Origin of the sequence: Micromonospora sp. NPDC005252, assembly GCF_042872475.1 — a bacterium.
Taxonomy (GTDB): Bacteria; Actinomycetota; Actinomycetes; order Mycobacteriales; family Micromonosporaceae; genus Micromonospora.
In genome coordinates this window covers 682,360-704,817 of sequence record NZ_JBIAKN010000001.1, presented here as the reverse complement: position 1 = coordinate 704,817, position 22,458 = coordinate 682,360, and the positions used below count along the sequence as shown (strand labels likewise).

At 72.5% G+C, this 22,458-nt stretch carries 16 protein-coding genes; 3 read left to right on the top strand and 13 right to left on the bottom strand.

Annotated elements, in window-relative coordinates; all coding sequences use genetic code 11:
* Window positions 1–35 precede the first annotated feature (35 nt).
* The gene (locus tag ACFYPH_RS03420) at window positions 36–4,937 is read left to right on the top strand and encodes an SCO7613 C-terminal domain-containing membrane protein (RefSeq protein WP_387178549.1); all 4,902 of its coding nucleotides are present in this window, start codon (window positions 36–38) and stop codon (window positions 4,935–4,937) included.
* A 94-nt stretch (window positions 4,938–5,031) separates the two neighbouring features.
* Here the strand turns inward: ACFYPH_RS03420 and purE are convergent, their stop codons facing one another.
* The 9 genes from purE to mca form a co-directional block, all read right to left on the bottom strand.
* Window positions 5,032–5,523 (bottom strand): 5-(carboxyamino)imidazole ribonucleotide mutase, encoded by a 492-nt coding sequence (purE, locus tag ACFYPH_RS03415; RefSeq protein ID WP_355063003.1) that lies wholly within the window; start codon window positions 5,521–5,523, stop codon window positions 5,032–5,034.
* 31 nt (window positions 5,524–5,554) lie between these two features.
* Window positions 5,555–6,730 (bottom strand): 5-(carboxyamino)imidazole ribonucleotide synthase, encoded by a 1,176-nt coding sequence (locus tag ACFYPH_RS03410; protein ID WP_387178546.1) that lies wholly within the window; start codon window positions 6,728–6,730, stop codon window positions 5,555–5,557.
* Between the two features lie 117 nt (window positions 6,731–6,847).
* A complete protein-coding gene (locus ACFYPH_RS03405; protein ID WP_354854212.1) occupies window positions 6,848–8,884 on the bottom strand; it encodes a thioredoxin domain-containing protein in 2,037 nt (678 codons plus the stop codon).
* Between the two features lie 41 nt (window positions 8,885–8,925).
* Complete coding sequence (locus tag ACFYPH_RS03400; protein WP_354854210.1) at window positions 8,926–9,561, bottom strand: restriction endonuclease subunit S; 636 nt, start codon at window positions 9,559–9,561, stop codon at window positions 8,926–8,928.
* Window positions 9,558–10,619, bottom strand: a complete 1,062-nt coding sequence (locus ACFYPH_RS03395) for a class I SAM-dependent DNA methyltransferase (RefSeq protein ID WP_387178542.1) — start codon at window positions 10,617–10,619, stop codon at window positions 9,558–9,560. The genes ACFYPH_RS03400 and ACFYPH_RS03395 overlap by 4 nt, the downstream gene beginning before the upstream one ends.
* Before the next feature lie 568 nt (window positions 10,620–11,187).
* Window positions 11,188–11,871 (bottom strand): hypothetical protein, encoded by a 684-nt coding sequence (locus tag ACFYPH_RS03390; protein WP_387178539.1) that lies wholly within the window; start codon window positions 11,869–11,871, stop codon window positions 11,188–11,190.
* A 250-nt stretch (window positions 11,872–12,121) separates the two neighbouring features.
* Window positions 12,122–14,602 (bottom strand): putative bifunctional diguanylate cyclase/phosphodiesterase, encoded by a 2,481-nt coding sequence (locus ACFYPH_RS03385; RefSeq protein WP_387179347.1) that lies wholly within the window; start codon window positions 14,600–14,602, stop codon window positions 12,122–12,124.
* A 230-nt stretch (window positions 14,603–14,832) separates the two neighbouring features.
* Window positions 14,833–15,126, bottom strand: a complete 294-nt coding sequence (locus ACFYPH_RS03380) for a hypothetical protein (protein WP_354854204.1) — start codon at window positions 15,124–15,126, stop codon at window positions 14,833–14,835.
* Window positions 15,127–15,174: 48 nt separating this feature from the next.
* Window positions 15,175–16,056: a mycothiol conjugate amidase Mca gene (gene mca, locus ACFYPH_RS03375; protein WP_354854202.1), complete on the bottom strand. Its 882-nt coding sequence runs from the start codon at window positions 16,054–16,056 to the stop codon at window positions 15,175–15,177.
* Between the two features lie 198 nt (window positions 16,057–16,254).
* On the opposite strand from mca, the gene ACFYPH_RS03370 reads away from it, so the two are divergent.
* Together ACFYPH_RS03370 and greA are read left to right on the top strand one after the other, a co-directional pair.
* Complete coding sequence (locus ACFYPH_RS03370; RefSeq protein ID WP_355062995.1) at window positions 16,255–16,695, top strand: DUF4307 domain-containing protein; 441 nt, start codon at window positions 16,255–16,257, stop codon at window positions 16,693–16,695.
* Window positions 16,696–16,863: 168 nt separating this feature from the next.
* The gene (gene greA / locus ACFYPH_RS03365) at window positions 16,864–17,361 is read left to right on the top strand and encodes a transcription elongation factor GreA (RefSeq protein WP_354854199.1); all 498 of its coding nucleotides are present in this window, start codon (window positions 16,864–16,866) and stop codon (window positions 17,359–17,361) included.
* Between the two features lie 105 nt (window positions 17,362–17,466).
* Here greA and ilvA read toward each other — a convergent pair whose 3' ends face one another.
* From ilvA to ACFYPH_RS03345, 4 genes are all read right to left on the bottom strand, one after another.
* Window positions 17,467–18,687, bottom strand: a complete 1,221-nt coding sequence (gene ilvA, locus ACFYPH_RS03360; protein ID WP_354854197.1) for a threonine ammonia-lyase — start codon at window positions 18,685–18,687, stop codon at window positions 17,467–17,469.
* Between the two features lie 124 nt (window positions 18,688–18,811).
* Complete coding sequence (locus tag ACFYPH_RS03355) at window positions 18,812–19,822, bottom strand: DUF4328 domain-containing protein (RefSeq protein ID WP_387178533.1); 1,011 nt, start codon at window positions 19,820–19,822, stop codon at window positions 18,812–18,814.
* 46 nt (window positions 19,823–19,868) lie between these two features.
* The gene (locus ACFYPH_RS03350; RefSeq protein ID WP_387178531.1) at window positions 19,869–21,278 is read right to left on the bottom strand and encodes an amidase; all 1,410 of its coding nucleotides are present in this window, start codon (window positions 21,276–21,278) and stop codon (window positions 19,869–19,871) included.
* Window positions 21,279–21,290: 12 nt separating this feature from the next.
* Complete coding sequence (locus ACFYPH_RS03345; protein ID WP_354854192.1) at window positions 21,291–22,433, bottom strand: cystathionine gamma-synthase; 1,143 nt, start codon at window positions 22,431–22,433, stop codon at window positions 21,291–21,293.
* Window positions 22,434–22,458: the final 25 nt, after the last annotated feature.

Genomic DNA, 22,458 nt, shown 5'->3' with positions numbered 1-22,458 from the left:
ACAGTGGGAGTCCACAGTGCGGGTGGAGGGGTGTCGTGGCGACCTTTCAATGCTCCTCGTGCGGTCGGGAGATCAAGCCGGCCGTACGCTGCCCGCACTGCGGGGCCGACCAGCCCCAGTGGGTCGAACATCTGGCGGACATCGAGCGCTCGATCGCGGAGATGAAGGCACGCGACGCCGCCATCGCCAGCGAACAGCGGCAGATCGCCGCCAAGATGCAGGCCGCGCTCTTTCAACGGGACATCCTCGCCCACGCCGGTGAGGAGCGGATCAAGCAGGCCACCCGGCCCCGCCGGGTGCTGCGCCGCCGCCCCGGTCGCCGCCCGCCGACGGCCACCACCGGCGCGCCGCCGCCCCGGGTTCCGCGCCAGGGCACGCCGCACGTCCCGGACGATCCGCCGCCGCCCCCGCCCCGGGCGTCCTGGCTGGACGCCGACGACCCCGAGCACCCGCCGGAGGCGTCCTCGCGGGAGGTGCAGAACATCCCGCTCGGGCTGGGCGCGCTGCTGCTCGCCGTGGCCGCGGTGGTCTTCGCCGCGGTGGCGACGAGTTCGATGGACGCGCTGGCCCGCCTCGGCGTCCTGCTGCTCGCCACGGCACTGATGCTGCTCGCCCCGCCGGCGCTGGCCCGGCGCGGGCTCACCTCCACCGCGGAGACGATCTCCGCGGTGGGTCTGCTGCTCGTGCCGCTGGCCGGGTACGCGCTGTGGGCGGTGGACCGGATCGGCGACGGCGTCACCTCCGGCGCCGTCTTCGCCGGGCTGATCTTCGCGGCCACCGCCGCCGTGTCCGTCGGGTACGCCGCCTGGACCGGGCTGCGCGCGCCCCGCTTCGCGACAGTGGTCGCCGCGCAGCCGGTGCTGCCGCTGCTCGCGTACGACCGGATCACCGGGCCGGGCGGCTGGGCGCTGGTGCTGACCCTGGTGGCCCTCCTCGACCTCTGGCTGGCCCGCTCCCCGATCGTGGTGGAGCGCCCCGTCCGGCAGGACCTGCCGGACGCGGCCAGCGGATCGGCGGCGCCCCGGCAACGTGCCGCCGAGGCGCGACCGGAGGCCGACCCGGAGGAGGCCGGCGAGCTGATCGACGCGGGCGCGGGCACCGTCGACGCCCGGCCCGCCCGCCCGGTGCCCGGTCTGCGCGAGCTGACCTGGTCGCTGCACGCCGTGGCCGTCGCGGTCGCCCTGGCGTACGCGGTCACCGCCCTGCTGCGGGCGCAGGCCGTGCCGACGGCGACCGGCGCCGGACTGGTGCTCCTGCTGGCCGCCGCCGTCGGGCTGGCCGGCGCGCTGGTGCTGCGCCGCCCACCGCTGCCGGACGTGGCGGCCGGCATCCTCACCCTGGCCGTGATCGGCGCGTTCGGCCGGATCGTCTCCGTGGCCCTGCCCGGCCAGGCGTTGCTGCTGATCGCGGCGGTGATCACGGTGACCGGGCTGGCGGTACGCGCGGTCCCCGAGACCGCCCGACGCGGCCCGCAGATCGCCTCGGCGGTCGCCCTCACCGTCAGCGGACTGGTTGTCGCCGGAGGAGCACTGCGCGCCGGGGTCGCCCCGGTCCGGGCGGCACTGCCCGCGTGGAGCGCCGACCTGGACAGGTACCCGGCCGAGCTGGCCGCCGCGGTCGGCCCGACCACGTGGCAACTCGCCGCCGCCGCGTTCCTGCTCACCATCGCCGCGGTGCTGGCCCTGCCGCCGGAGATCCGCCGCGAGTTCGCGGTCGCCGGGGCCGCGCTGACGGCGCTCGCCGTACCGGCGTCGTTCGGGCTCGGCTGGGCCTCGGCGCCCTGGCCGATGGTGGTCACCGCGATCGGCATCGGGGTCATCGGCCTCTCCGCGCGTACCACCCGGGCCGCCCTGGCCCACGCGGCCGGCGCCGCCGTGGTGGGCCTGTTCGGCGCGGGCGCCGGCCTGTCCCGACCGGCGCTCACCGCCGCGGTCCTGCTCACCCTCTTCGCGGCCGGTGCGCTGGTCGCGCTGGCGCCCCGGGTCCGGATCGCGTCGGCCGCCGCCGACACGGTCACGGACTGGGCCGCCGGAGGGGCGGCCTTCGCGCTGCCCGGAGCGGTGGCCGCGTTCGTCGCCGCGACCATGCCCGTCGACGAGACCCCCACCCCGGCCAGCCTCCGCGAGGCGACCGTCCCGGTGCTGGCGGCGAGCTTCCTGGCCGTCTGTGTGACCCTCGGGTACGCCGCCATGGTGCAGGTGTCCCAGCGGCGTATCCCGGCGCCCCTGTCGGTCGGCACCGGGATGGGCGCGCTCGTCGTCACCGCCGCCGCCTTCGGCGCGCCCGGTGCGACGGTCGCCGACGCCTGGGTCGGTGCGCTGCTGCTGGTCGCCGCGGTGCTGCTCTTCCTGGCCCCGTCGATCGACGCCGGCCGCCGCTCGGACCTCACCCTGGACGGCTCGGACCTGGCCGCCGCGGCGGTGACCACCGCCCTGATCGCCACGATGGTGCGGATCGCCGCGGTCCTCGCTCCGGGTGGACAACTGGCGGTGGCCGCCGGCCTGGTCCTGGTGGTGGCCGTGGGCGCCCGTGCCATGCCCGAGGAGTGGCGACGCGGCCCGATCCTCGGCATCGCCGTCGGCGGCCTGCTCATCGGGGTGCTCGCCGGCTGGACGGCGCTGCGCGGTGGGGTCGGTGTGCTGGCCACCCCCGGGCCGATCTGGGACGGCGACCTGAGCGGCTGGCCGGCCGCGCCGACCGGCGGCGCGACCTGGCAGGCGCCCATCGCGCTGGTGCTGTTGGCCGTCGCCGCCGGCGTCCTGCTCCCGCCGCCCTGGCGGTGGGACGCGTCCGGCGTGGCCGTGGTGCTCGCCACGATCGGCGCACCGGCCGCGTTCGACCTGCCCTGGTGGTCGCCGGTGCTCGTCGGGGCCATGGTCGCCACCGTCTACGGGATGGCGGCGGTGGCCAGCGAGGAGGCTCGGGCCGGGCTGTCCCGGGCCACCGTGGCCGGGGTGGTCGCGCTGCACGGGGCCGGTGCCGGCCTGGTCCGCCCGTGGACCACCGCGCTGGCGCTGGGCAGCATCGCGCTGATCGGCATCGTGGTGGCCGCGCTGGCGCGCGTCCTGGCCGGGCCGCAGGTGACCGACCTGGAGACCGAGGGCATGCCGCCGCACCTGGCGCAGATCGGTGGCGCGGCGGCCGGCGCCGCGCTGCTCGCGCTGCCCGGCGCGGTGGCGGCGCTGGCCGTCGAGTTCCAGCACTCGGCACAGGTGGTGCTGACCGCCGCGCTGGCCGCGTCCAGCCTCGGTCTGGCCGGCGTCGCCGCGGTACGCCGGCACGTTCCGCAGTACCTGCCCTGGGTCAGCGTGGCCGTGGTCGGCGGTGCCAGCATCAGCGCGCTCGCCGCCATCCCCACCGGGCTCCCGGCCGGGGTCTACGCGGCCGCCGCCGCGTTGCTCGGTGTCCTCGCCGAGCTGATCCGCGCGGCGACCGTGCCGCCCACCGGTTCCGCCCAGCCGGTCCGCCGCTGGGCGGTGCTCCTCGACGGTGCGCTGCGGCGACTGCCGGACGACCCGGACCGGCGGCGGTGGCGGGTCAGCCCCTCCGCCGGCGCGCTCGCGGCCGCCGCGCTGCCGACCGCCCTGGCGGTCGCGTCGATCGCGCCCGCCTTGGTCGTCGCCCTCGTCGAGCCGCACCGCACGTTGAGCCGGATCTGGCAGGGTCCGCCGCCGGAGCTGCTCACGCCGCCGGCGGACGTGGTCAACCCGACCCACGTGCTGACCGCGCTGCTGCTCACCGCGACGGCGGCCCTGGCCGCCACCGGGTTCAGCGGCGGACGGCGGTCCCGTGCCGTACCGGTGGTGCTACCCGGCGCTGCCGTCACGCTGCTGATCGCGCCCATCGCGCTGGGCAGTGGGTGGCCGGCGAGCACGCTCGCCGCGCTCTCCGTCTTCACCATCTCCATGCTCGGCCTCGCCCTGACCCCGCCACCGCCCCTCGTCGAGCCGGCCCGTTCGCTGCGGCTGGCCCGGGTGCTGGTCTTCGCCATCGGCCTCGCCGCCGGTGGGGCCGGCCTGGCCGGCAGCCTGGCCGACCGGCAACTGACCCTGTTCACCCTCGGGGGCGCGGTCGGCGTGGGCGTGGTGGCGGCCCTGTTCGGCACTACCCAGCGGGCGCGCATCCTCGGCTGGCTCTTCGCCTCGCTGATGGCCCAGCTCTTCGTGCTCACCGCCGGCCTGATCGTCGGGCTGGCAGCGGTCTGGTCCGCGTTCGGGGTGCTCGCCGTCGGAGCGGTCCTGCAGGTGTTCGCCGCGACCCTGCCCCGACTGCGCCGCCCGGAGGCGCAGCGCGAGGCCGCCACCGTGCAGTGGAGCGGGTACGCGGCGGCCCTGATCGCGCTGGCGCTCGCCTTCGACTCCCCCCGGCACATCGCCGCCCTGCTGGCCGCCTGGGGAGCGGTCCTCGGCGTGGCGGCGACCCGTCCCGGACGACGGCCGGTGGAACGCCGAATCCTCTTCTGGGCTGTGGTGTTCTGCGAGATCACCGCCTGGTGGATCCTGATGCGCGTCGCCGACGTGGCGCTGCCCGAGGCGTACACGCTGCCGTTCGCCGCGCTGGCCCTGCTGGTCGGCGTGCTCGAACTACGGCACCGACCGGATCTGAGCAGCTGGGTGGCGTACGGGCCGGCGTTGGTCGCCGCGTTCCTGCCGACGCTGGCGATCGTGCTGGCCACCGATTCCAGCACGTTGCGGCAGATGCTGCTGCTGCTCGGTGCGGTGGCGGTGCTGATCTTCGGCTCGTCCAGCCGGCAGCAGGCCCCGGTGATCGTCGGCGCGTCGGTCACCGCGATCGCCGCGATCCACGCGCTGTTCAGCCTCGGCCCGTGGCTGGCGCTGATCCCCGTGGGGCTCCTGCTGCTCGTCCTCGGGGCCAGCAACGAACGCCGCCGCCGCGCCCAGGAACGCTTGCAGACCGCGCTGCGCGGCATGAGATGAAGCGGAGGGTCACGGCGGCGTGGGTGGGTGGGGGCGGTGAGTGAGCCGGGTTCGTGCGCCGGTCACCGTCACCCGGCCGGGTTGGCCGCAGGGGTTACGGGAGGGTGGCTTGGAGGGCTGCGTCCTTGGTCTTGATGAGCTGCTCCAGGTCCCGCTGGTACGTCGCCATCCGGGCGCGCAGGGTCTCGTCGGAGGCGCCGAGGATCCGGACGGCCAGCAGGCCGGCGTTGCGGGCGTTGCCGATCGACACGGTGGCCACCGGAATCCCCGCCGGCATCTGCACGATGGACAGCAGCGAGTCCATCCCGTCGAGGTGCTTCAACGGCACCGGCACGCCGATCACCGGCAGCGGCGTCACCGAGGCGACCATGCCCGGCAGGGCGGCGGCGCCACCGGCACCGGCGATGATCACCTTGAGCCCCCGGTCGGCGGCGTCGCGACCATAGTCGATCATCGCGACCGGCGTCCGGTGTGCCGAGATGACCCGCACCTCGTAGGACACCTCGAAGTCGTCCAGCACCTCGGCGGCGGCCCGCATCGTGGGCCAGTCCGAGTCGCTACCCATGATCAGTCCGACCGTGGTCACCGGGGTCCTCCTTGGTTCGCGGCCGCCCGGGTCACTCATGCCCCAGGCGCAGCCAGCGTGCGGCCCGCGCCGCCCGCGCCCGTACGTCGTCCAGGTCGTCGCCGAGCACCGTGACGTGCCCGATCTTGCGGCCGGGGCGTACCTGCTTGCCGTAGAGGTGCACCTTGGCGCCCGGCTCGGCGGCGAAGAGGTGGTGCAGCCGCTCGTCGATCGACATTCCGCCCGGCTCGCCGCCGAGGACGTTCGCCATCACGACCACCGGCGCGGTCAGCGCGGTGTCACCCATCGGGTAGTCCAGCACCGCCCGCAGGTGCTGCTCGAACTGCGAGGTCCTGGCGCCCTCAATGGTCCAGTGCCCCGAGTTGTGCGGGCGCATGGCCAGCTCGTTGACCACGATCGCCGGCCGGCCCGCGTCGTCGCGCACCTCGAACAGCTCCACGGCCAGCAGGCCGACCACGCCGAGCGCGGTGGCCAGGTCGATGGCGAGCTGCTGAGCGGCGACGGCCAACTCCTCGTCCAGGCCGGGCGCCGGGGCCAGCACCTCGACGTTGATGCCGTCGCGCTGGACCGTCTCGACAACCGGGTACGCGGCCACCTGCCCGAACGGCGAGCGGGCCACCTGCACGGCGAGTTCGCGACGCAGCGGCACCCGCTCCTCGACGATCAGCCGGGTGCCTCCGGCGAGCAGCGTGGTCGCCAGCTCGGTGGCCTGGGTGGCGTCGTCCACCATCCAGACACCCCGACCGTCGTAGCCGCCCCGGGCCGCCTTGAGCACCACCGGCCAGCCGACCTGCTCACCGAAGCCGACCAGGTCGGCGGGCTCGCTGACCGGCCGCCACACCGGGTTGGGAGCGCCCAGCTCGGTGAGGCGTTCCCGCATCACCCGCTTGTCCTGGGCGTGCAGCAACGCGTCCGCCGGCGGGTACAGGGTCACCCCTTCGGCCGCCAGGGTGCGGATGTGCTCGTTGGGCACGTGCTCGTGGTCGAAGGTGACCACGTCACAGCCCTTGGCGAAGGTGCGCAGGGCGGCCAGATCGGTGTGGTCGCCGTACTGGACGTCGGCGGCGACCAGCGCCGCGCCGTCGTCGGGGGCGCTCGCGAGCACACGCAGTGACTGGCCGAGGGCGATCGCGGCCTGGTGGGTCATCCGGGCCAACTGGCCGCCACCCACCATGCCGACAACAGGCAGACCGGTACGGGAATCCATAGCGCGGCCAGCCTATCCGGGCGGCCGCCGTGCCGATCCGCAGGGCCGGTGACCCACCTCGACAACGCCGCACCGACCGCCCGGTGCGCGGCGCCGGCAATTACCGGGCGCTACGGCTCAACCCAGCTCGGCGACCAGGTCCTCGACCGAGGTGACCGGTCGCTGGCAGACGAAACCCCGGCAGACGTACGCGGCGGACCGTCCGTCGACCAGCGGCCGGTCGGCGAGCAGCGGCACCCCGGGCTGGTCCGGGCGACCGGCGACCACCACCGCTCCGGGCGGGGCGTGCCGCCGAGCCGCGGCCACCAGCGGATCGCCGGCCGGGTCGTCGGTCGCCACAGCGATCTCGTACGGCCCGGAGAGCAGCGCCTCGCCGACCATGGCCGCGTACCCGGCGAACCGGGCGTGTCGCCCGACGATCGGCGCCACGGTGGCGAGCGCGGTCTCGGCGGCCTCCCGATAGTGCGTCTCCCCGGTCAGCGCGGCGTACGACACGAGGCCGGCGATCAGCGCCGACCGACCCGACGGGGTGGCGTTGTCGGTCGGGTCGGCCGGCCGGGCGACCAGCCGCTCCGCGTCGTCGGCCGTGTCGTAGTACGCGCCCCCGGGCGCGGCGAAGTGCTCCAGCGCGGTGTCCAGCAGTTGACCGGCCAGGCTGAGCCAGCGACCCTCGCCGGTGAGCTGGTGCAGCGCGCAGAACGCCTCGGCCACGCAGCCGTAGTCCTCCAGCACCCCGGCCGGCTCGCCGACCCTGCCGTCGCGCGAGACCCGGCGCAGCCGGCCGCCGACCAGGTGCACGGTGGCCAGGTGCTCGGCGGCGTCACGCATCGCGCCGTCGGCGACGATGGTGACGCCCTCCATCAGGTTGGCGTCCTCGTCCTGCGGCGACGCGTACAGCGCGGCGACCTGGAGGAACTCGGCGATCGCGGTGATCGCCAGCCCGTTCCAGGCGGCCACCACCTTGTCGTCGCGGGACGGCTGGGGCCGGGTGTCGCGGGCCGCGAGCAACTGCCCGACCACCCGCTGCCAGCGGGCCCGGATCTCGGGCGCGACGTCGTCGACGTCCCGGGCGAGCCGGAGCACGCTCATGCCGTGCTCGAACGTGCCAGCCTCGGTCACCGTGAACAGGTCGGCGGCCCACCGGCCGTCCTCGTCGCCGAGCGCCTCGACGAGCTGCGCCGGCGTCCAGGCGTAGGTGAGCCCCTCGACGCCCTCGGTGTCGGCGTCCAGCGCGGACGCGAACCCCTCCCCCGGCCGGTGCAGCTCGTCGGCGAGAAACCGGGCCGTGTCCCGGGCGACCCGACGGGCCAGCGGGTCGCCGGTCAGCCGCCAGAGCTGCGTGTAGACGCGCAGCAGCAGCGCGTTGTCGTAGAGCATCTTTTCGAAGTGCGGCACCGTCCAGTGCGCGTCCACCGAGTAGCGGGCGAAGCCGCCGGCCAGCTGGTCGTAGATGCCGCCCCGGGCCATCGCCTCGGCGGTGTGCCGGACGATCTCCAGGCTGCGCGGGTCGCCGGTGCGCTGGTGGTGGCGCAGCAGGAAGAGCAGGTTCATGTGCGGCGGGAACTTCGGGGCGCCCCCGAAACCGCCGTTCGTCGCGTCGTACTCACCGGCGAGGTTGGCGGCCGCGGCGTCGAGCAGCGGGGCGTCCAGCGGGGCGGTGGGGCCACCCACGGCCTGTGCGCCGCCGATCGCCTCGACCACGGCGGCACCCTGGCGCAGCACCTCGTCCCGCTGGTCCTTCCAGGCGGTGGTGACCGACTGGAGCAGGCGGGTGAAGTTGGCGCGCGGGAAGTACGTGCCGCAGAAGAACGGGGTGCCGTCCGGGGTGGCGAAGACCGTCATCGGCCAGCCGCCCTGCCCGGTCATCGCCTGGGTGGCGGTCATGTAGACGGCGTCGACGTCGGGGCGCTCCTCACGGTCCACCTTGATCGACACGAAGTTGTCGTTCAGCAGGGCGCCGACCTGCTCGTTCTCGAACGACTCGTGCGCCATGACGTGGCACCAGTGGCAGGCCGCGTAGCCGACCGAGATGAGCACCGGGACGTCCCGTCGCTTCGCCTCGGCGAATGCCTCGTCGCACCAGGGCCACCAGTCGACCGGGTTGTCGGCGTGCTGGAGCAGGTACGGGCTGGTGGCGTCGGCGAGTCGGTTCACCCGACGACCATAACCAGCCATGCCAGAAGAGTGTGAAAAAGTTACCCACGAAGCGCGAGCCGGTCCGGCCTTTCACCTCGCATCATCATTCCGGCCAGCGTATTCCGTGTCTGCGCTGCCAACCGACTCAGCGTGGCGTGTGCCTCGACCTGCGCATCCAACAGCGCGAGAGCACGAGCGATCTCTTGCTGATCCTCAAGGGGCGGAAGCACTACCGGCAGGCCAGCGAGCACTGCCGCGCTCATCGACGGCACAGCCGTACCCCGGGCTCGCCGCCGTACCCACTCCTGCGCCTCGGGCAGCGCGAGGTAGTAGGCGAGATACCGCGACACCACTCGATGAGGACGTACCCTCATCAGGCTGGTGGAGAAAAGCCACCCGTTGCATGCCGACGGAATCCATGCGAGTCGGCCAACCGTGCCGGTTCGGGTAACAACGATGTCGTCCAGAACGACGGTGTAGGGCGCGAGAGCGGCCGCCACATCGGCACGGACGCGGCTGACAGCACCCGGCTGGACCCGCCCGTCATGTAGGTCCTTTGGAGCGATCATGCCTACGCCGTCCGCGCTGCGGTCGTCCGTCTTCACAGCCGCTCCCGAGGGCCCGGACCGAATATCGGCGACATCTCCCAGACTGGACTCCGCCCAGCCTCGGGGTACGACATCCAGCAGGCTCATCCTTCGCTGAACCCCCTCAACATCTTGCGGACGTCGGCATCTGCCTCTTGCGCAGCATCGGTCAATCGAACCAACTCTTTCGCCAGCGTCCAGAAGTCCGCCTCGGAGTCGCGGTCCGGTGCGATCGGGCCAGGCTCCACGTAGCTCGGCGGAAACAACGAGTAGTTCTGTTTGGCAATGGCAGCCGCCGTGGCTGTCGCGCTGAAGCCGGCCCGCGGGACAAACGTGCCGTCCGTCCGGAGGGCCAACCGCCAGCGTCGATACTCCTGGGACACTTCCTCGATGTCCTGCGGCGTCAACTGCCGGCGGGTCCGCGTGGACATGACGCCCAGCTTCTGGGCGTCGATGAAGAGCATCTCACCGCTCTGTCCGGATGGACGTTGCACCAGCCACAGGGTCACCCCGATCGATGTCCCCCGGAAGAGCTGCGTGGGCAGGGCCACCACTGCGGTAAGCGCTCCATCCTCGACAAGAGCTCGCCGGATTTCCCGATCCCGGTGACTGAGGGTGAAGGCGGCACCATTGGGCATGATGACTCCGCCCCGCCCATTCTCGTCGAGCGATTCGACGACGATTTGCAGCCAGTTAAACTCCCGCCTGCGGGAGGGTCCATACCGCCGATGCATCACGTCGGCTTCCGCCAGCGAGCCGAAAGGCGGATTCGATACCACGACGTCGAACCGGTCACTGACAGGCATCGCGGGTGAAGCCGGCTCCGACCTCGACACGAGGGCACTCGCCCCATGCATGGAAAGGTTCATCTCCGCCAGTTCCACGAAAGCTGGTTCGGGGTGCGAACCCCTCACGACAACGGGTACGGCACCGCCCTCTCCAGCCACACGGTTGACCTCGACGAGAAGTTCTCCCGTGCGGCAGAACGGATCGAAACAACGCGAGCCAGCAGTGATCGGACCAACCATCTCCGCAATCAGCCGAGCGGCCGATCGAGGGGTGACAAACTCGTACGACAGGTCGTCGCCGAGCTGGTCGAGCGCGTGCTCGAAGACGGCGAGGAGATCAGACGGCTCCGCGGCCACGCTGTCAAGGAGGTCGATCACGCGACCCAAGGGGCGCAGAGTCGCCGGTGGCGCGTCGACCAACCGCTCGGCAATCCTAGCCGACTCGAACAAGCCAGCGTCTGCGAATACGCCGGCGAACTGATTATTTCGTTGGGCCGGCTGGTTGAGTAGAAGATGGTGCCAGACCACCGGTCGGAAGCGGCGCAGGAATACGAGCGCCAGGACGACGTGCCAAAAAACACCATCGCGGGTCGCCGATCGGTGAAGGTCCGCCGTAAGACCGACGACCTCCCTGACCAGTCGGCAATCCCCTTCGGATGCGGACTCTTCCCTCTGCGCTCCGGGCTGCGCACTTGGTTCCACACGGCAGCCGTATGTACTACCCGGCAGTTCGTCATCCCGGAGCGACTTCATAGGTATTGGACGCCGAGAGAGCCAGGCGACCACCTCGTCTCGTTGGAAAAGTTGTCCGCGAGGCGTTTCGACCGGTCTCGGGAAGTTGGAGTACCGACGCTCCCAGTTGGTGACGGCCGGGCGTTCCACGCCCGCGAGGCGTGCGATGTCAGATCGGGAAACGAGATCTGCGCCGAGGGTGTCCATGCGAGCCTCAGAAGCCCGGCCGCGCTATTCGCGAACGTAAATCTACGCGTCGCATAAGGACCGTCTCGACTCGATCCAGCCCTCGGATCTCCTTTGCCAGCGTGGGATCCATCCTGCCCAACAGGAGATAGAGCTTGCGGTGGTCGGCGGCCAGGTCCCGGTGGTGGATGGGCTCGTAGTGCATGATCCTGTTCCGCAGCAGCCGCATGGTTTCGAACGCCTCGTGCAGTTCATCCCTTCGGCCAGAGTAATGCGGGAACGCCAGGTGCAGCGTCGGGACCCAGAGCAACCGGTCGTAGGAGGAGCCGCGGTGATTGCTGAGCAGAGAAACCCAGAATCCAAAGCTCAGTTCGGCGACGACATCATCGGCCGTGGGTGGCGTCAGGCCCCTGCGACGGCACTTGAGCGTCGCTTCGGTCACCAGTCGGATGCCGTGATCGGTCAGGGGAACCGACGCCGACGCCCACCAGTCCGATCGACCGAATCGGCGGCAGAGTTGGTCGTGTAGAGCATTCCTGAGCGCAACTTCGAGACAGTGCAGCGGTCCGTAGAAGGCAGCAGATACCTCGATGTTCCACCAGTAGAGCCCCACCGCTTCATCCGGATCCTGCCCGCTCTCCGTCAGGTACGGGTTCAGTCGCGGGACGGAGAACGCTCGGCGAATCCAGGCCGGCAGGTCGTCGGCGCTCATGCTCAGTCACTCCGTCCGAACGGGTTACCTGCGTGGGTTGGCGTGGTACCGTCAAGGACGTAAGCCCCGGGTCCGCCTCTGCTCTGCATGCCGCCCGGGGCACGGCTTTGTCCGGGCAGGAGTGCCTGGCCCTAGCGATGGAGGGCGGTGCGGCCAGCGCTCCCCAGGTGCAGTAGGACTTACCGCCCCGGTGTCCGGTTCTGCAAGCGCACTCCGCTACGCAATTCCTGTTAACCCCCGGCTTTCCTCGTCAGGAGGCGCCGTCGGCGCGTAGCCGGAAGACGTTCGACTCGGCCGAGTCGCGCAGCGACCCGAGCACCGCGCCGATCTTGTCCGCCGGCATCGGCTTGAAGAAGTGGTAGCCCTGCGCCGACGTGCAGCCCAGCTCGGCCAGGGCCAGCCGCTGCTCGGCCGTCTCCACGCCTTCGGCGACCACCCGCAGCCCCAGCTCGTGGGCGAGCCCGACGGTGGTCCGGACGATCGCCGCGGCCTCCGGCGAGTCGGTCATCCGGATCACGAACGAGCGGTCCACCTTCAACTCGTCCACGGCGATCCGGGTGAGGAAGGTCAACGAGGAGAAGCCGGTGCCGAAGTCGTCCACCGCGAGCTGCACACCCATCGACCGGAGCGTGGCGAGCACCTCGTCGATGATCTCCAGCTCGCTCATCACCACCGTCTCGGTGATCTCCAGGACCAGCCGGTGCGGCGGCACCTGATGTCGGCGCAGCGCGTCGGCGATCTCCGCCGGCAGGCGCGGGTCGAGCAGACTGCGCGCGGAGAGGTTGACCGAGATCGGGACGTCCAGCCCCTCGCGGGCCCAGCCGGCGGCCACGCCGAGCGCCTTGTCGAGCACGTAGCGGGTGAAGGTGCCGAGCTGCTCGCTGTTTTCCACCGGGCGGATGAAGTCGGCCGGGTTCAGCCAGCCACGGCGGGGGTGCTGCCAGCGGATCAGCGCCTCCACCCCGGTGGGCGCGCCGGTGGCCAGGTCGACCGCCGGCTGCAACGCCAGCACCAACTGGTCGTCGACCTTCAGCGCCTCGCGCAGCTCGGCCAGCAGGGCCAACTGGTCGGTGCTGGCCGCGTCCCGGGTGCTGTCGTACGCGGCGACGCTGCCGCCGCCCTCCTTGGCCTGGTACATCGCGATGTCCGCGCGGCGCAGCAGCTCGGTCAGGTCGGCGGTGCCGGCGTCGGCGACCACCACCCCGACGGAGACCTCGATGGACATCCGCACCCCGGCCACCTCGGTCGGTGCGGCCAGCCGCTCGGCGATCTCGCGAGCCTGCCGCAGCGCGTGCGCCATCGGCGCGGCCCGGTCGCCGAGCACGGGGACCGAGGTGAGCAGCAGCGCGAACTCGTCGCCGCCGAGCCGGCCGAGCAGGTCACCGGGGCGGGCCAGCGCGCTGAGCCGGTTGGCGGTCAGCCGCAGCAACTGGTCGCCGGCCGCGTGCCCGAGGGTGTCGTTGACTTCCTTGAACTGGTTGATGTCCAGCAGCAGCAGCGCAACCAGGTGGTCGTGGGCGAGCTGCCGCAGCGACTGGTCGCCCTTGCCGAGCATCGCCGTACGGTTCGCCAGCCCGGTGAGCGGGTCGTGCACCGCCTCGTACGACGATCGGGCGGTGACCAGCCGCAGCTCGCGATGGGTCGCGGCGTCGTGCAGGGCGGCGGCGAGCGCGTCGCCGAAGGCCGCCACCGCGTCCCGTTCCCGGGTCGCGGGTGGAGCGGAGCGCGGGAACCGGACCCGTAGCTGGCCGACCGGCGCGGCGCCCACCGACAGGGGACGGACCAACTCGTACTCGTCGGGCTCCGACCGGTCCGGAGGGCTCACCTCCCGGTCGAGCAGCCGACCGCCGGCGTCTCCCCGGTAGCGACGCCACCTGCCGTCGGCCCGGGCCACGTCGACGTCGACCAACTCGGCGTTGAACAGCGCCAGCGCGCCGGTCACCGCCGCGCTGGCCACGCCCCGCTCGTCGAGCTGGTTGAGGGCCGCGGTGGCCTCGGCGAAGGCACGCCACGTTCGGCGTTCCTGGTCCGCGCGCAGCCGGTAGCGGTAGGTCTGTTGCAGCAGCCAGAGCAATGGCGGGAGCAGCAGCAACCAGCGCGGATCCAGTTCCAGCAGCGCGACCACGACCAGGCCGACCGCCACGTTGCCCACGAACATCAGCAGCTTGCCGCGCAGCGCGGCGAGCAGCGGCGGCCCGATGGGCAGCCCGTGCCGCAGACCCAGCGTCACGCCACCGAGCCACGCGGTCACCAGGAGGTAGGTCACCGAACCGGCGATCACGGCCAGCGCCAGCATCGGCGTCGGCGAGGCGAGCAGCGGATGCCCCAGGGCGGTGGTCACGGTCACGGCCAGCGCCGACGCGGCAGTCAGCGACGCGGCGATCCGGACGATCTCCAGCGGCGGGCGACGGTCGCTGTGCAGCGACAGCGCCGTCCAGGCCAGCCCGGTGCCGAGCAGGGTGGCCGACGGCAGCCAGCCGGCCGGCGCGAGGTAGAGGCAGACGATCAGGGCGGCCTCGCCCCAGGTGATGCTGACCATGCCGGCGGAGGTGCGGAAGCGAAGCCGGGCGAGTTGGGCCACGGCGAGGACGGCGACGGCGATGCCGAAGCGGGCCGGAGCACCAAGAGGATCATCGGACGGCAGCCCGGCCGGAAGGGTCAGACCGACCACGGCGGCGGCCAGAGCCGTCACCGTCACCGCAGCCGTCAGCACGAGCAGCCGGGCTGGCATGCCGTGCACCCCGAGACGGTCGAACGGGTCGCCGCCCGTGCCGGAGGTCATCGACCTCCCCCGTCAGCCGACCGACCGACGGTACGGCGGGCGGCCGGTGCTGTGACGGTCATCGGCGCCCCCTTCCGCGCACGGCTCGGGGACTTTTGGTCCCCCCGGCGGAAGGCTAAGCCAAACCGGGTGGTCGCAACAGGGGTCCACCACCCGGTTCGGCGTGAATCATGCGCGGACTACCCGTTCCGCTGCTGCTGGTGCCCATTGGGAGCGCGCGTGGATGAATCATGCGCGCTGGTCCCGTCTGTCGGATCGACGACTGAAGCGTCGGCCCTGGTCGCATCGGTCGGCCGCCCCTGCTGGGGAAACCGGTCGGGCAGACGCCGCAGTCGGGCGTTCATGTTGCGGATCAGCAGGATGGTCGCGGCGGACAGCAGCAGGATGAGGAAGAGGCCCATCGGTCCGGCCAGACCACCCGTGCGGGTGTCACCGAAGTTGTTCTCCGCGAGCACCTGGGCAGCGGTCAGCATGGCGTTCCTCCGTTGTGCGACTGCCTACCAGGGTAGCCCCGGCCGGAATCAACCCGCGTGCGCCGTCTCCCGCACTCCGGCGAAGAGGTCGGACTCGGGCAGCGGGCTGTCCACCACGGTGCGCGCCAGCTCGAAATCCTCCGTCGGCCAGGCACGCTGCTGCAGCTCCATGGGCACGTGGAACCAGAAGCCGTCCGGGTCGACCTGGGTGGCGTGGGCGCGCAGCGCGTCGTCCCGGACGGGGAAGTATTCGGCGCAGTCCACCCGGGTGGTTATGCGGGGGCCCTTGTCCGGGCGCTCGTCCCAGCGCTTGAGCCAATCCTCGTACGGCGACTCGGCGCCGGTGGCGAGCATGGCCTCGTGCAGGGCCATGATCCTGGCCTTGGAGAAACCGATGTCGTAGTAGAGCTTCAGCGGCTGCCAGGGGGCACCCAGCTCCGGGTAGCGCTCCGGGTCGCCGGCGGCCTCGAACGCGGCCACGCTCACCTTGTGGCACATGATGTGGTCGGGGTGCGGGTAGCCACCCTCCTCGTCGTACGTGGTCACCACGTGCGGACGGAACTCACGCATCAGGCGCACCAGCGGGCCGGCCGCCACCTCGACGTCCTGGAGCGCGAAGCAGCCCTCGGGCAGCGGCGGCAGCGGGTCACCCTCGGGCAGGCCGGAGTCGACGAACCCGAGCCAGGCCTGGTCGACGCCGAGGATCGCCCGCGCGGCGTCCATCTCGGCGCGCCGGATCTCCGCGATGTTGGCCCAGACGTCAGGCCGGTCGAGCTTGGGGTTGAGCACGCTGCCCCGCTCACCACCGGTGCACGTCACCACCAGCACGTCCACCCCCTGGGCGACGTACTTCGCCATCGTCGCCGCACCCTTGCTCGACTCGTCGTCCGGGTGCGCGTGGACGGCCATGAGACGCAGCTGCTCTGCCAACTTCGGCGCTCCTCGTCTGTGCCGGCCGGTGGACCCGACCGGGCTCGACCGGCTGACCTGCCGGGACCCTCCTCGCCCCGCTGCCGGTCGGCACCGCGGGGCCCGACCTGCCATTCCTGCCGTTTGGCCGGGCTGGGAGGATGGACTTCTGCCATTCTTGCCGATGCCGCCGACAACAACGCCAGGAGATACCCGCCGGTGACCGAGACGCACGCCACAATTTCACCGGGCGCGCCGGTTTTCCCCGCCGGCCGCTACGGTCGCCGCCGGGCGCCCGGCGGGGGCCGCCGCCGTACGCTGCTGGCCGCGCTGGTCCTCCTGGTGCTGGTGACGGTGCTGAGCCTGATCTCGCTGCGGCTCTACCGGCAGTACGGCGACCCGGTCTACGACGCTCAGGTGATCACGTACACCGACATCACGGACAGCCAGGTGGTCGTCGACTTCCGGGTGACCGTGCCGTCGGGCGGCTCGGCGGTCTGTGTGCTGCGCGCCCGGGACCGCGCCGGCGTCGAGGTGGCCCGCGAAGAGGTCACGGTGAGCGCCGCACCCGGCGACCGGCACGTCACCACCCGGCACCGTCTGAGCACCTCCGCCAGACCGTTCATCGGCGAGGTGCTGCGCTGCCGGCCTCCTGCCTGAGCTGCGCAGACGTCACTCCGCAACGCCTGCGGTCAACCCGTCGCGGCGCGTCGACCGCGAGTGCCGGAGGCGGACACCGGCGGTGATCGCCGCCACGCTGTGTCGTACCGCACTGGTAACTTGGTAGTTCACCTGTCAGCCAGCCACGCACAACTGAGGAGAACGCCTGTGTCCACTGGCAACGAGGCGCCCGCCACCTGGCTGTCCCAGGACGCGTACGACCGCCTCCAGGCCGAGCTCGACGAGCACATCGCCAACCGGCCGGCGATCGCAGCCGAGATCAACGCTCGGCGCGAGGAGGGTGACCTGCGCGAGAACGGCGGCTACCACGCCGCCCGCGAGGAGCAGGGCAAGGCCGAGGGTCGCATCCGCTACCTGCAGGAACTGCTGCGCACCGCCAAGGTCGGCGAGGCCCCGACGGCCGACGCGGTGTCGCCCGGCATGGTCGTGACGATCTACTTCGACGACGACGCCGACGACACCGAGACCTTCCTGCTCGGCTCACGGGAGATCGCCGCCACCACCGACCTCACCGTCTACAGCCCCGAGTCGGCGCTCGGTAAGGCGATCCTGGGTGGCCGCTCCGGGCAGACCTGCACCTACACGGCCCCGAGTGGCGCCGACATCAAGGTGACCGTGGTCAGTTTCGAGCCGTTCTCCGGCTGAGCGTCACGCGGCTCTGCGCCGCGGTCGCCGAGCGGCTTTTCAGGGCACAGGGCACCTGAGCGCCGTCTGACGTGTGCCGCCGCCGAGGCGTGACACCCACCCGTGTCACGCCTCGGCGGCGAAGACCACCTGGTAACCACTGGCCCGCAAGGCGCTGATCAGCGTGTCGGAGTGCTCCACACCACGGGTCTCCACCGACAGCGCCACCTCCACCTCCCCGAGGCCCAGGTGCGGATTGGCCCGCTGGTGTTCCACGTCCACCACGTTGGCCCGGTGCTCGGCGATCTGGCTGAGCAGCGACGCGAGTTGCCCCGGCCGGTCCGAGCAGCGCACGGTCACCCGCAGGTAGCGACCCGCGGCGGCCAGCCCGTGCTCGATCACCCGCATCATCAGCAGGGGGTCGATGTTGCCGCCGGAGAGCACCGCGACCACGGGTGTCTCCACCTCCACCACGCCGGCCAGGAGCGCGGCCACGCCGACCGCCCCGGCCGGCTCGACGACCTGCTTGCCCCGCTCCAACAGCATCAGCAGGGCCCGGGAGATGTCCTCCTCGGTCACCGTGACGATCTCGTCGACGAGCTTGCGGACATGGTTGAACGTGATCTCCCCCGGTCGCCCGACCGCGATGCCGTCCGCGATGGTGGCGAAGGCGGGCAGCCGGACCGGTTCCCCGGCCACCAGGGAGGGCGGGAAGGCCGCCGCGCCGGCCGCCTGCACGCCGATGATGCGAACGTCGGGCCGCAGTGCCTTGGCGGCCACCGCCATGCCCGAGATCAGGCCGCCGCCGCCCACCCCGGTGATGATCGTCCGCACGTCCGGGCACTGTTCGAGGATCTCCAACGCCACCGTGCCCTGCCCGGCGATCACGTCCCGGTGGTCGAACGGGTGGATGAGCACCGCGCCGGTGCGCTCGGCGTACGTCTGCGCCGCCACCAGCGACTCGTCGACCGTGTTGCCGGCCAGCTCGACCTGCGCGCCGTACCCCTTGGTGGCGGCGACCTTCGGCAGCGGCGCGTTGACCGGCATGAAGACCGTCGCGTGCGTGCCGACCAGCCCGGCGGCGAGAGCCACTCCCTGGGCGTGGTTACCGGCGCTCGCCGCGACCACGCCGCGTTCGCGCTCGGCCGCCGACAGCCGGGAGATCCGCACGTACGCGCCGCGCACCTTGTACGAGCCGGCGCGCTGCACGTTCTCGCACTTGAGCCAGGTCGGTCCGCCCAGTGCCGCGCTCAGTGGCCGGCAGGGCTCCAGCGGGGTGGTCCGGACGACGTCGGCGAGCAGTTTCCGCGCAGCCCGTACGTCGTCGAGGCCGACCAGTTCCGTCATGCCCCCGATCGTGCCATCCGGCCCCGGCGTCCCCTGCGGCGACACCGGGTTGATCCACTCGACATCCCCGATGTCGCGGTATCAACCGCGCCCGGACACCGCCACATCAGCGATCCCGAGTGGATCACGGTGTCGGCGCGGCCTCCGGTGCGGCAGGGCCCGCGGGGGCCGCGGCAGGACCCGCCGGGGCCGCGGCAGGACCCGCCGGGGCCGCGGCAGGAGCCTCTGGCGGGGCAGGGGCCGCCGGGGTCGCCATCGTCGGAGCCGGACCGGCCGAGGGCGGAGCGGACGCGGGCCACACCGGCGCCGCCGGCCACACCGGCGCCCCCGGCCAGACCGGGGCGGTCGGCCACACCGGGGCGGTCGGCCACACCGGGGCGGCGCGGGCGATCCGGGCCTCCTGCGCGGCGGAGATCCGGTGGATCAGCAGGATCAGCGTCACCGCGGCGATTGCGCAGCCCAGCGCGGGCAGCGTGTTGCGGAGCAGGGAGTCCCGGTAGTAGTCGACGTACGCCTGGTAGCCGGCGTCGGTGAACGGGGTCTCCGGCAGCCGGTTGTACGCCTGCTCGTCCACGCGGCTGCGCACCCGATCGCCGACGCTGAACACCAGCCAGGCGCACCACCAGACGACCACCAGGGTCGGGGTGAACCGCCGCCAGAGGCTGTCCCGCGCCACGCCCGCCACCACCCGGGCCGGCACCACGAAGTTCGCGAAGGGCACCAGCCAGCCGGCGATCGCCCAGCCGGCCCCCAGCGTTGGCAGGGCGCCGGGGAAGGCGTCGGTGTTCTTCCGCGCCCGCCACGTCCAGATGATCACCAGTACGGCAGCGGTGAGGTGCGCCACCACCATGGGCAGCGACAGCAGCCCTCCGACGATCGCCGCGCCGAGCAGCAGGTCCACGTCGTCGTTGGCCCTGGCCTGCCGGGCCATCGCCATCCCGATCAGCGGGGACAGCGCCACCACCAGGTAGAGCAGGGCGGTCGCGCCGACGGCGATGTTCGCCGCCAGGCCGATCCCGCGTACGCGGTAGGTCGGCAGACCCGGCGTGACGGCGGGCTGGCCCAGCGGCGTGTAGCAGCGCTGGCAGTCGTTGTGCTCGGGGGACGTGGGGTCCCCGCAGGTCTGGCAGCGCATTGGTGTCCCCCGGGTCCGCGCGACGTTGCGCGCACACGGTAGACGATCATGCGGCGGCCGGCGACCCCGTTCCGACGAGGGGATAACCGGGGGCGTGACGCGACCACGGGGCGGCCATCTCGAACTGACCGGCCACGCCGAGCAGCAGCAGTTCCGAGCCGGGCGGGCCGACGATCTGCACGGCGACCGGCAGGCCGTCGGGCCGGCGGCCCACCGGCACCACGATCGCCGGCAGGCCGGCGATGTTCCACGGTGCGGCGTACGGGGCGTACCGGATGTTGGCCGACATGTTCGCCCGCCAGGACCGCTCGGACCAGCGCCCGGCCTCCGGCGGCGCGCTGGCCAGCGCGGGGGTGAGCAGCAGGTCGACCGAGTGGTCGGTGAAGAAGTCGACCGACCGCTGCCGCCAGGCGGCCCGGTCAGCCTCCCGCACGTAGCCGCGACGCTGCGCCCACTCGCCCAGCGCGACGTGCCGCCGGGTACGCCGTTGCAGGCCACGCCGGTCCAACCCGGAAGCCCGGACGTCGGTGGCGGCGGCGGCGAACCAGGTGGCGATGCCCTGCAGGCCCAGGGCCGTGGGGTAGACCGGATCGGCCGGCACCGTGTCGTGCCCGGCGGCGGCGAGAAGCCGACCGGCGGCGGCGACCGCGTCCCGGTTGGGCGCGTCCGCTGCGACGCCGCGCACCGGGGAGCGCAGCGAGACGCCCACCCGCAGCCGCTGCGGCGGGACCAGCTTCTCGGGACGCCGACCGGCGAGCACCGAGAAGCCGACCGCCGCGTCGGCGACCGTGCTGGTCAGCATGCCGTGCTCGGTGAGGCCGAACCAGTCGTCCGCGCCGAGCTGGCAGGGGACCACGCCTCGGCCGGGCTTGAGCCCGACCAGGCCGCAACAGGCCGCGGGAATCCGGATCGAGCCGAGACCGTCGTTGCCGTGCGCGATCGGCACCAGCCCGGCGGCCACCGCGGCGGCGGCGCCGCCGGAGGAGCCGCCGGGGGTACGCGTGTTGTCCCACGGGTTGCGGGTCACCGCGCTGTCGTCGTCGGTGAGTGCCCACAGCCCCAGCTCCGGCATCCGGGTGACTCCGAGAATCACCGCGCCCGCGCCGCGCAGCCGACGCACCACCTCGTGGTCGGCCTCCGCGACGTCGGTCCGCACGGCTGCCGACCCGTTCCAGGTGGGCAGGCCGGCGACCGGGGTGTTCTCCTTGACCGCCACCGGCACCCCGGCCAGGGGGAGGTTGGCCAGGTCCTCCTGCTCGTCGACCTTCTCGGCCTCGGTGATCGCCTCGCCGCCGCGAACGGCGCGGAAAGCCGCCAGCTCGCGGTCGGCCGAGGCGATGTACTCCAGGTGGTCGGCGACGACCTGGGTGGCCGAGACGTCACCCCTGCGTACGCCCCGGGCGATCTGCTTGGCGGTCGCCCCGACCCAGGTCGACATGATGTCCTGCACGGCCATCCTCCCCAGCGGTCAGCCCAGCGCCTGCTCCAGATCGGCGAGCAGGTCGTCGACCGTCTCGATGCCGACAGACAGTCGCACGAGATCGCCGGGAACTTCAAGCGGCGAGCCGGCAGCACTTGCGTGTGTCATCCGGCCCGGGTGCTCGATCAGGGATTCCACGCCGCCGAGCGACTCGGCGAGCACGAAGAGCTTCGTGCGGTTGCAGATCTCCACGGCGTGGTCCTCACCGCCGGAGGCGCGGAACGAGATCATGCCGCCGAACCGACGCATCTGCTTCGCGGCCACCTCGTGACCAGGGTGCGAGGGCAGCCCGGGGTAGATCACCTCGGCCACCTGGGCGTGCCCGTCCAGGTACGCGGCGAGCCGCTCGGCGTTGTCGCAGTGCCGGTCCATGCGTACCCCGAGGGTCTTGATGCCGCGCAGGGTGAGCCAGGCGTCGAACGGGCCGTTGATCGCGCCCATCGCGTTCTGGTGGTAGCGCAGCTCCTCGCCGAGCCCGGCGTCGGCGACGACGAGCGCGCCACCGACCACGTCGGAGTGCCCACCGATGTACTTGGTGGTGGAGTGCACCACCACGTCCGCGCCGAAGGCGATCGGCTGCTGGAGGTACGGCGAGGCGAAGGTGTTGTCGACAACCAGCAGCGCGCCCGCGTCGTGCGCCACGGCGGCCAGGGCGGCGATGTCGGCGATGCCGAGCAGCGGGTTCGTCGGCGTCTCCACCCAGACGATCTTCGTCCGACCGGGCTGCACGGCGGCCCGGACCGCGGCCGCGTCGGAGACCTTGGCGGGGGTGAACTCCAGGCCCCAGCGCTGGGCCACCCGGGCGAAGAGCCGGTAGGTGCCGCCGTACGCGTCGTCCGGGATGATCACGTGGTCGCCCGGCTGGCAGACGGCCCGCAGCAGGGTGTCCTCCGCGGCCAGGCCGCTGGCGAAGGCGAGGCCCACCGGCCCGCCCTCCAGCGCGGCCAGGCACTCCTGCAGGGCGTCACGGGTCGGGTTGCCGGAGCGGCTGTACTCGTAGCCGAGCCGGGGCGCGCCGACGGCGTCCTGGGCGTACGTGCTGGTCTGGTAGATCGGCGGGATCACCGCGCCGGTGCGGGCCTCAGGGTCCTGACCGGCGTGAATGGCGAGCGTCTCGAAGCCGTGACTCATTCTGGTGAGGCTAGTGCCCCCGTCC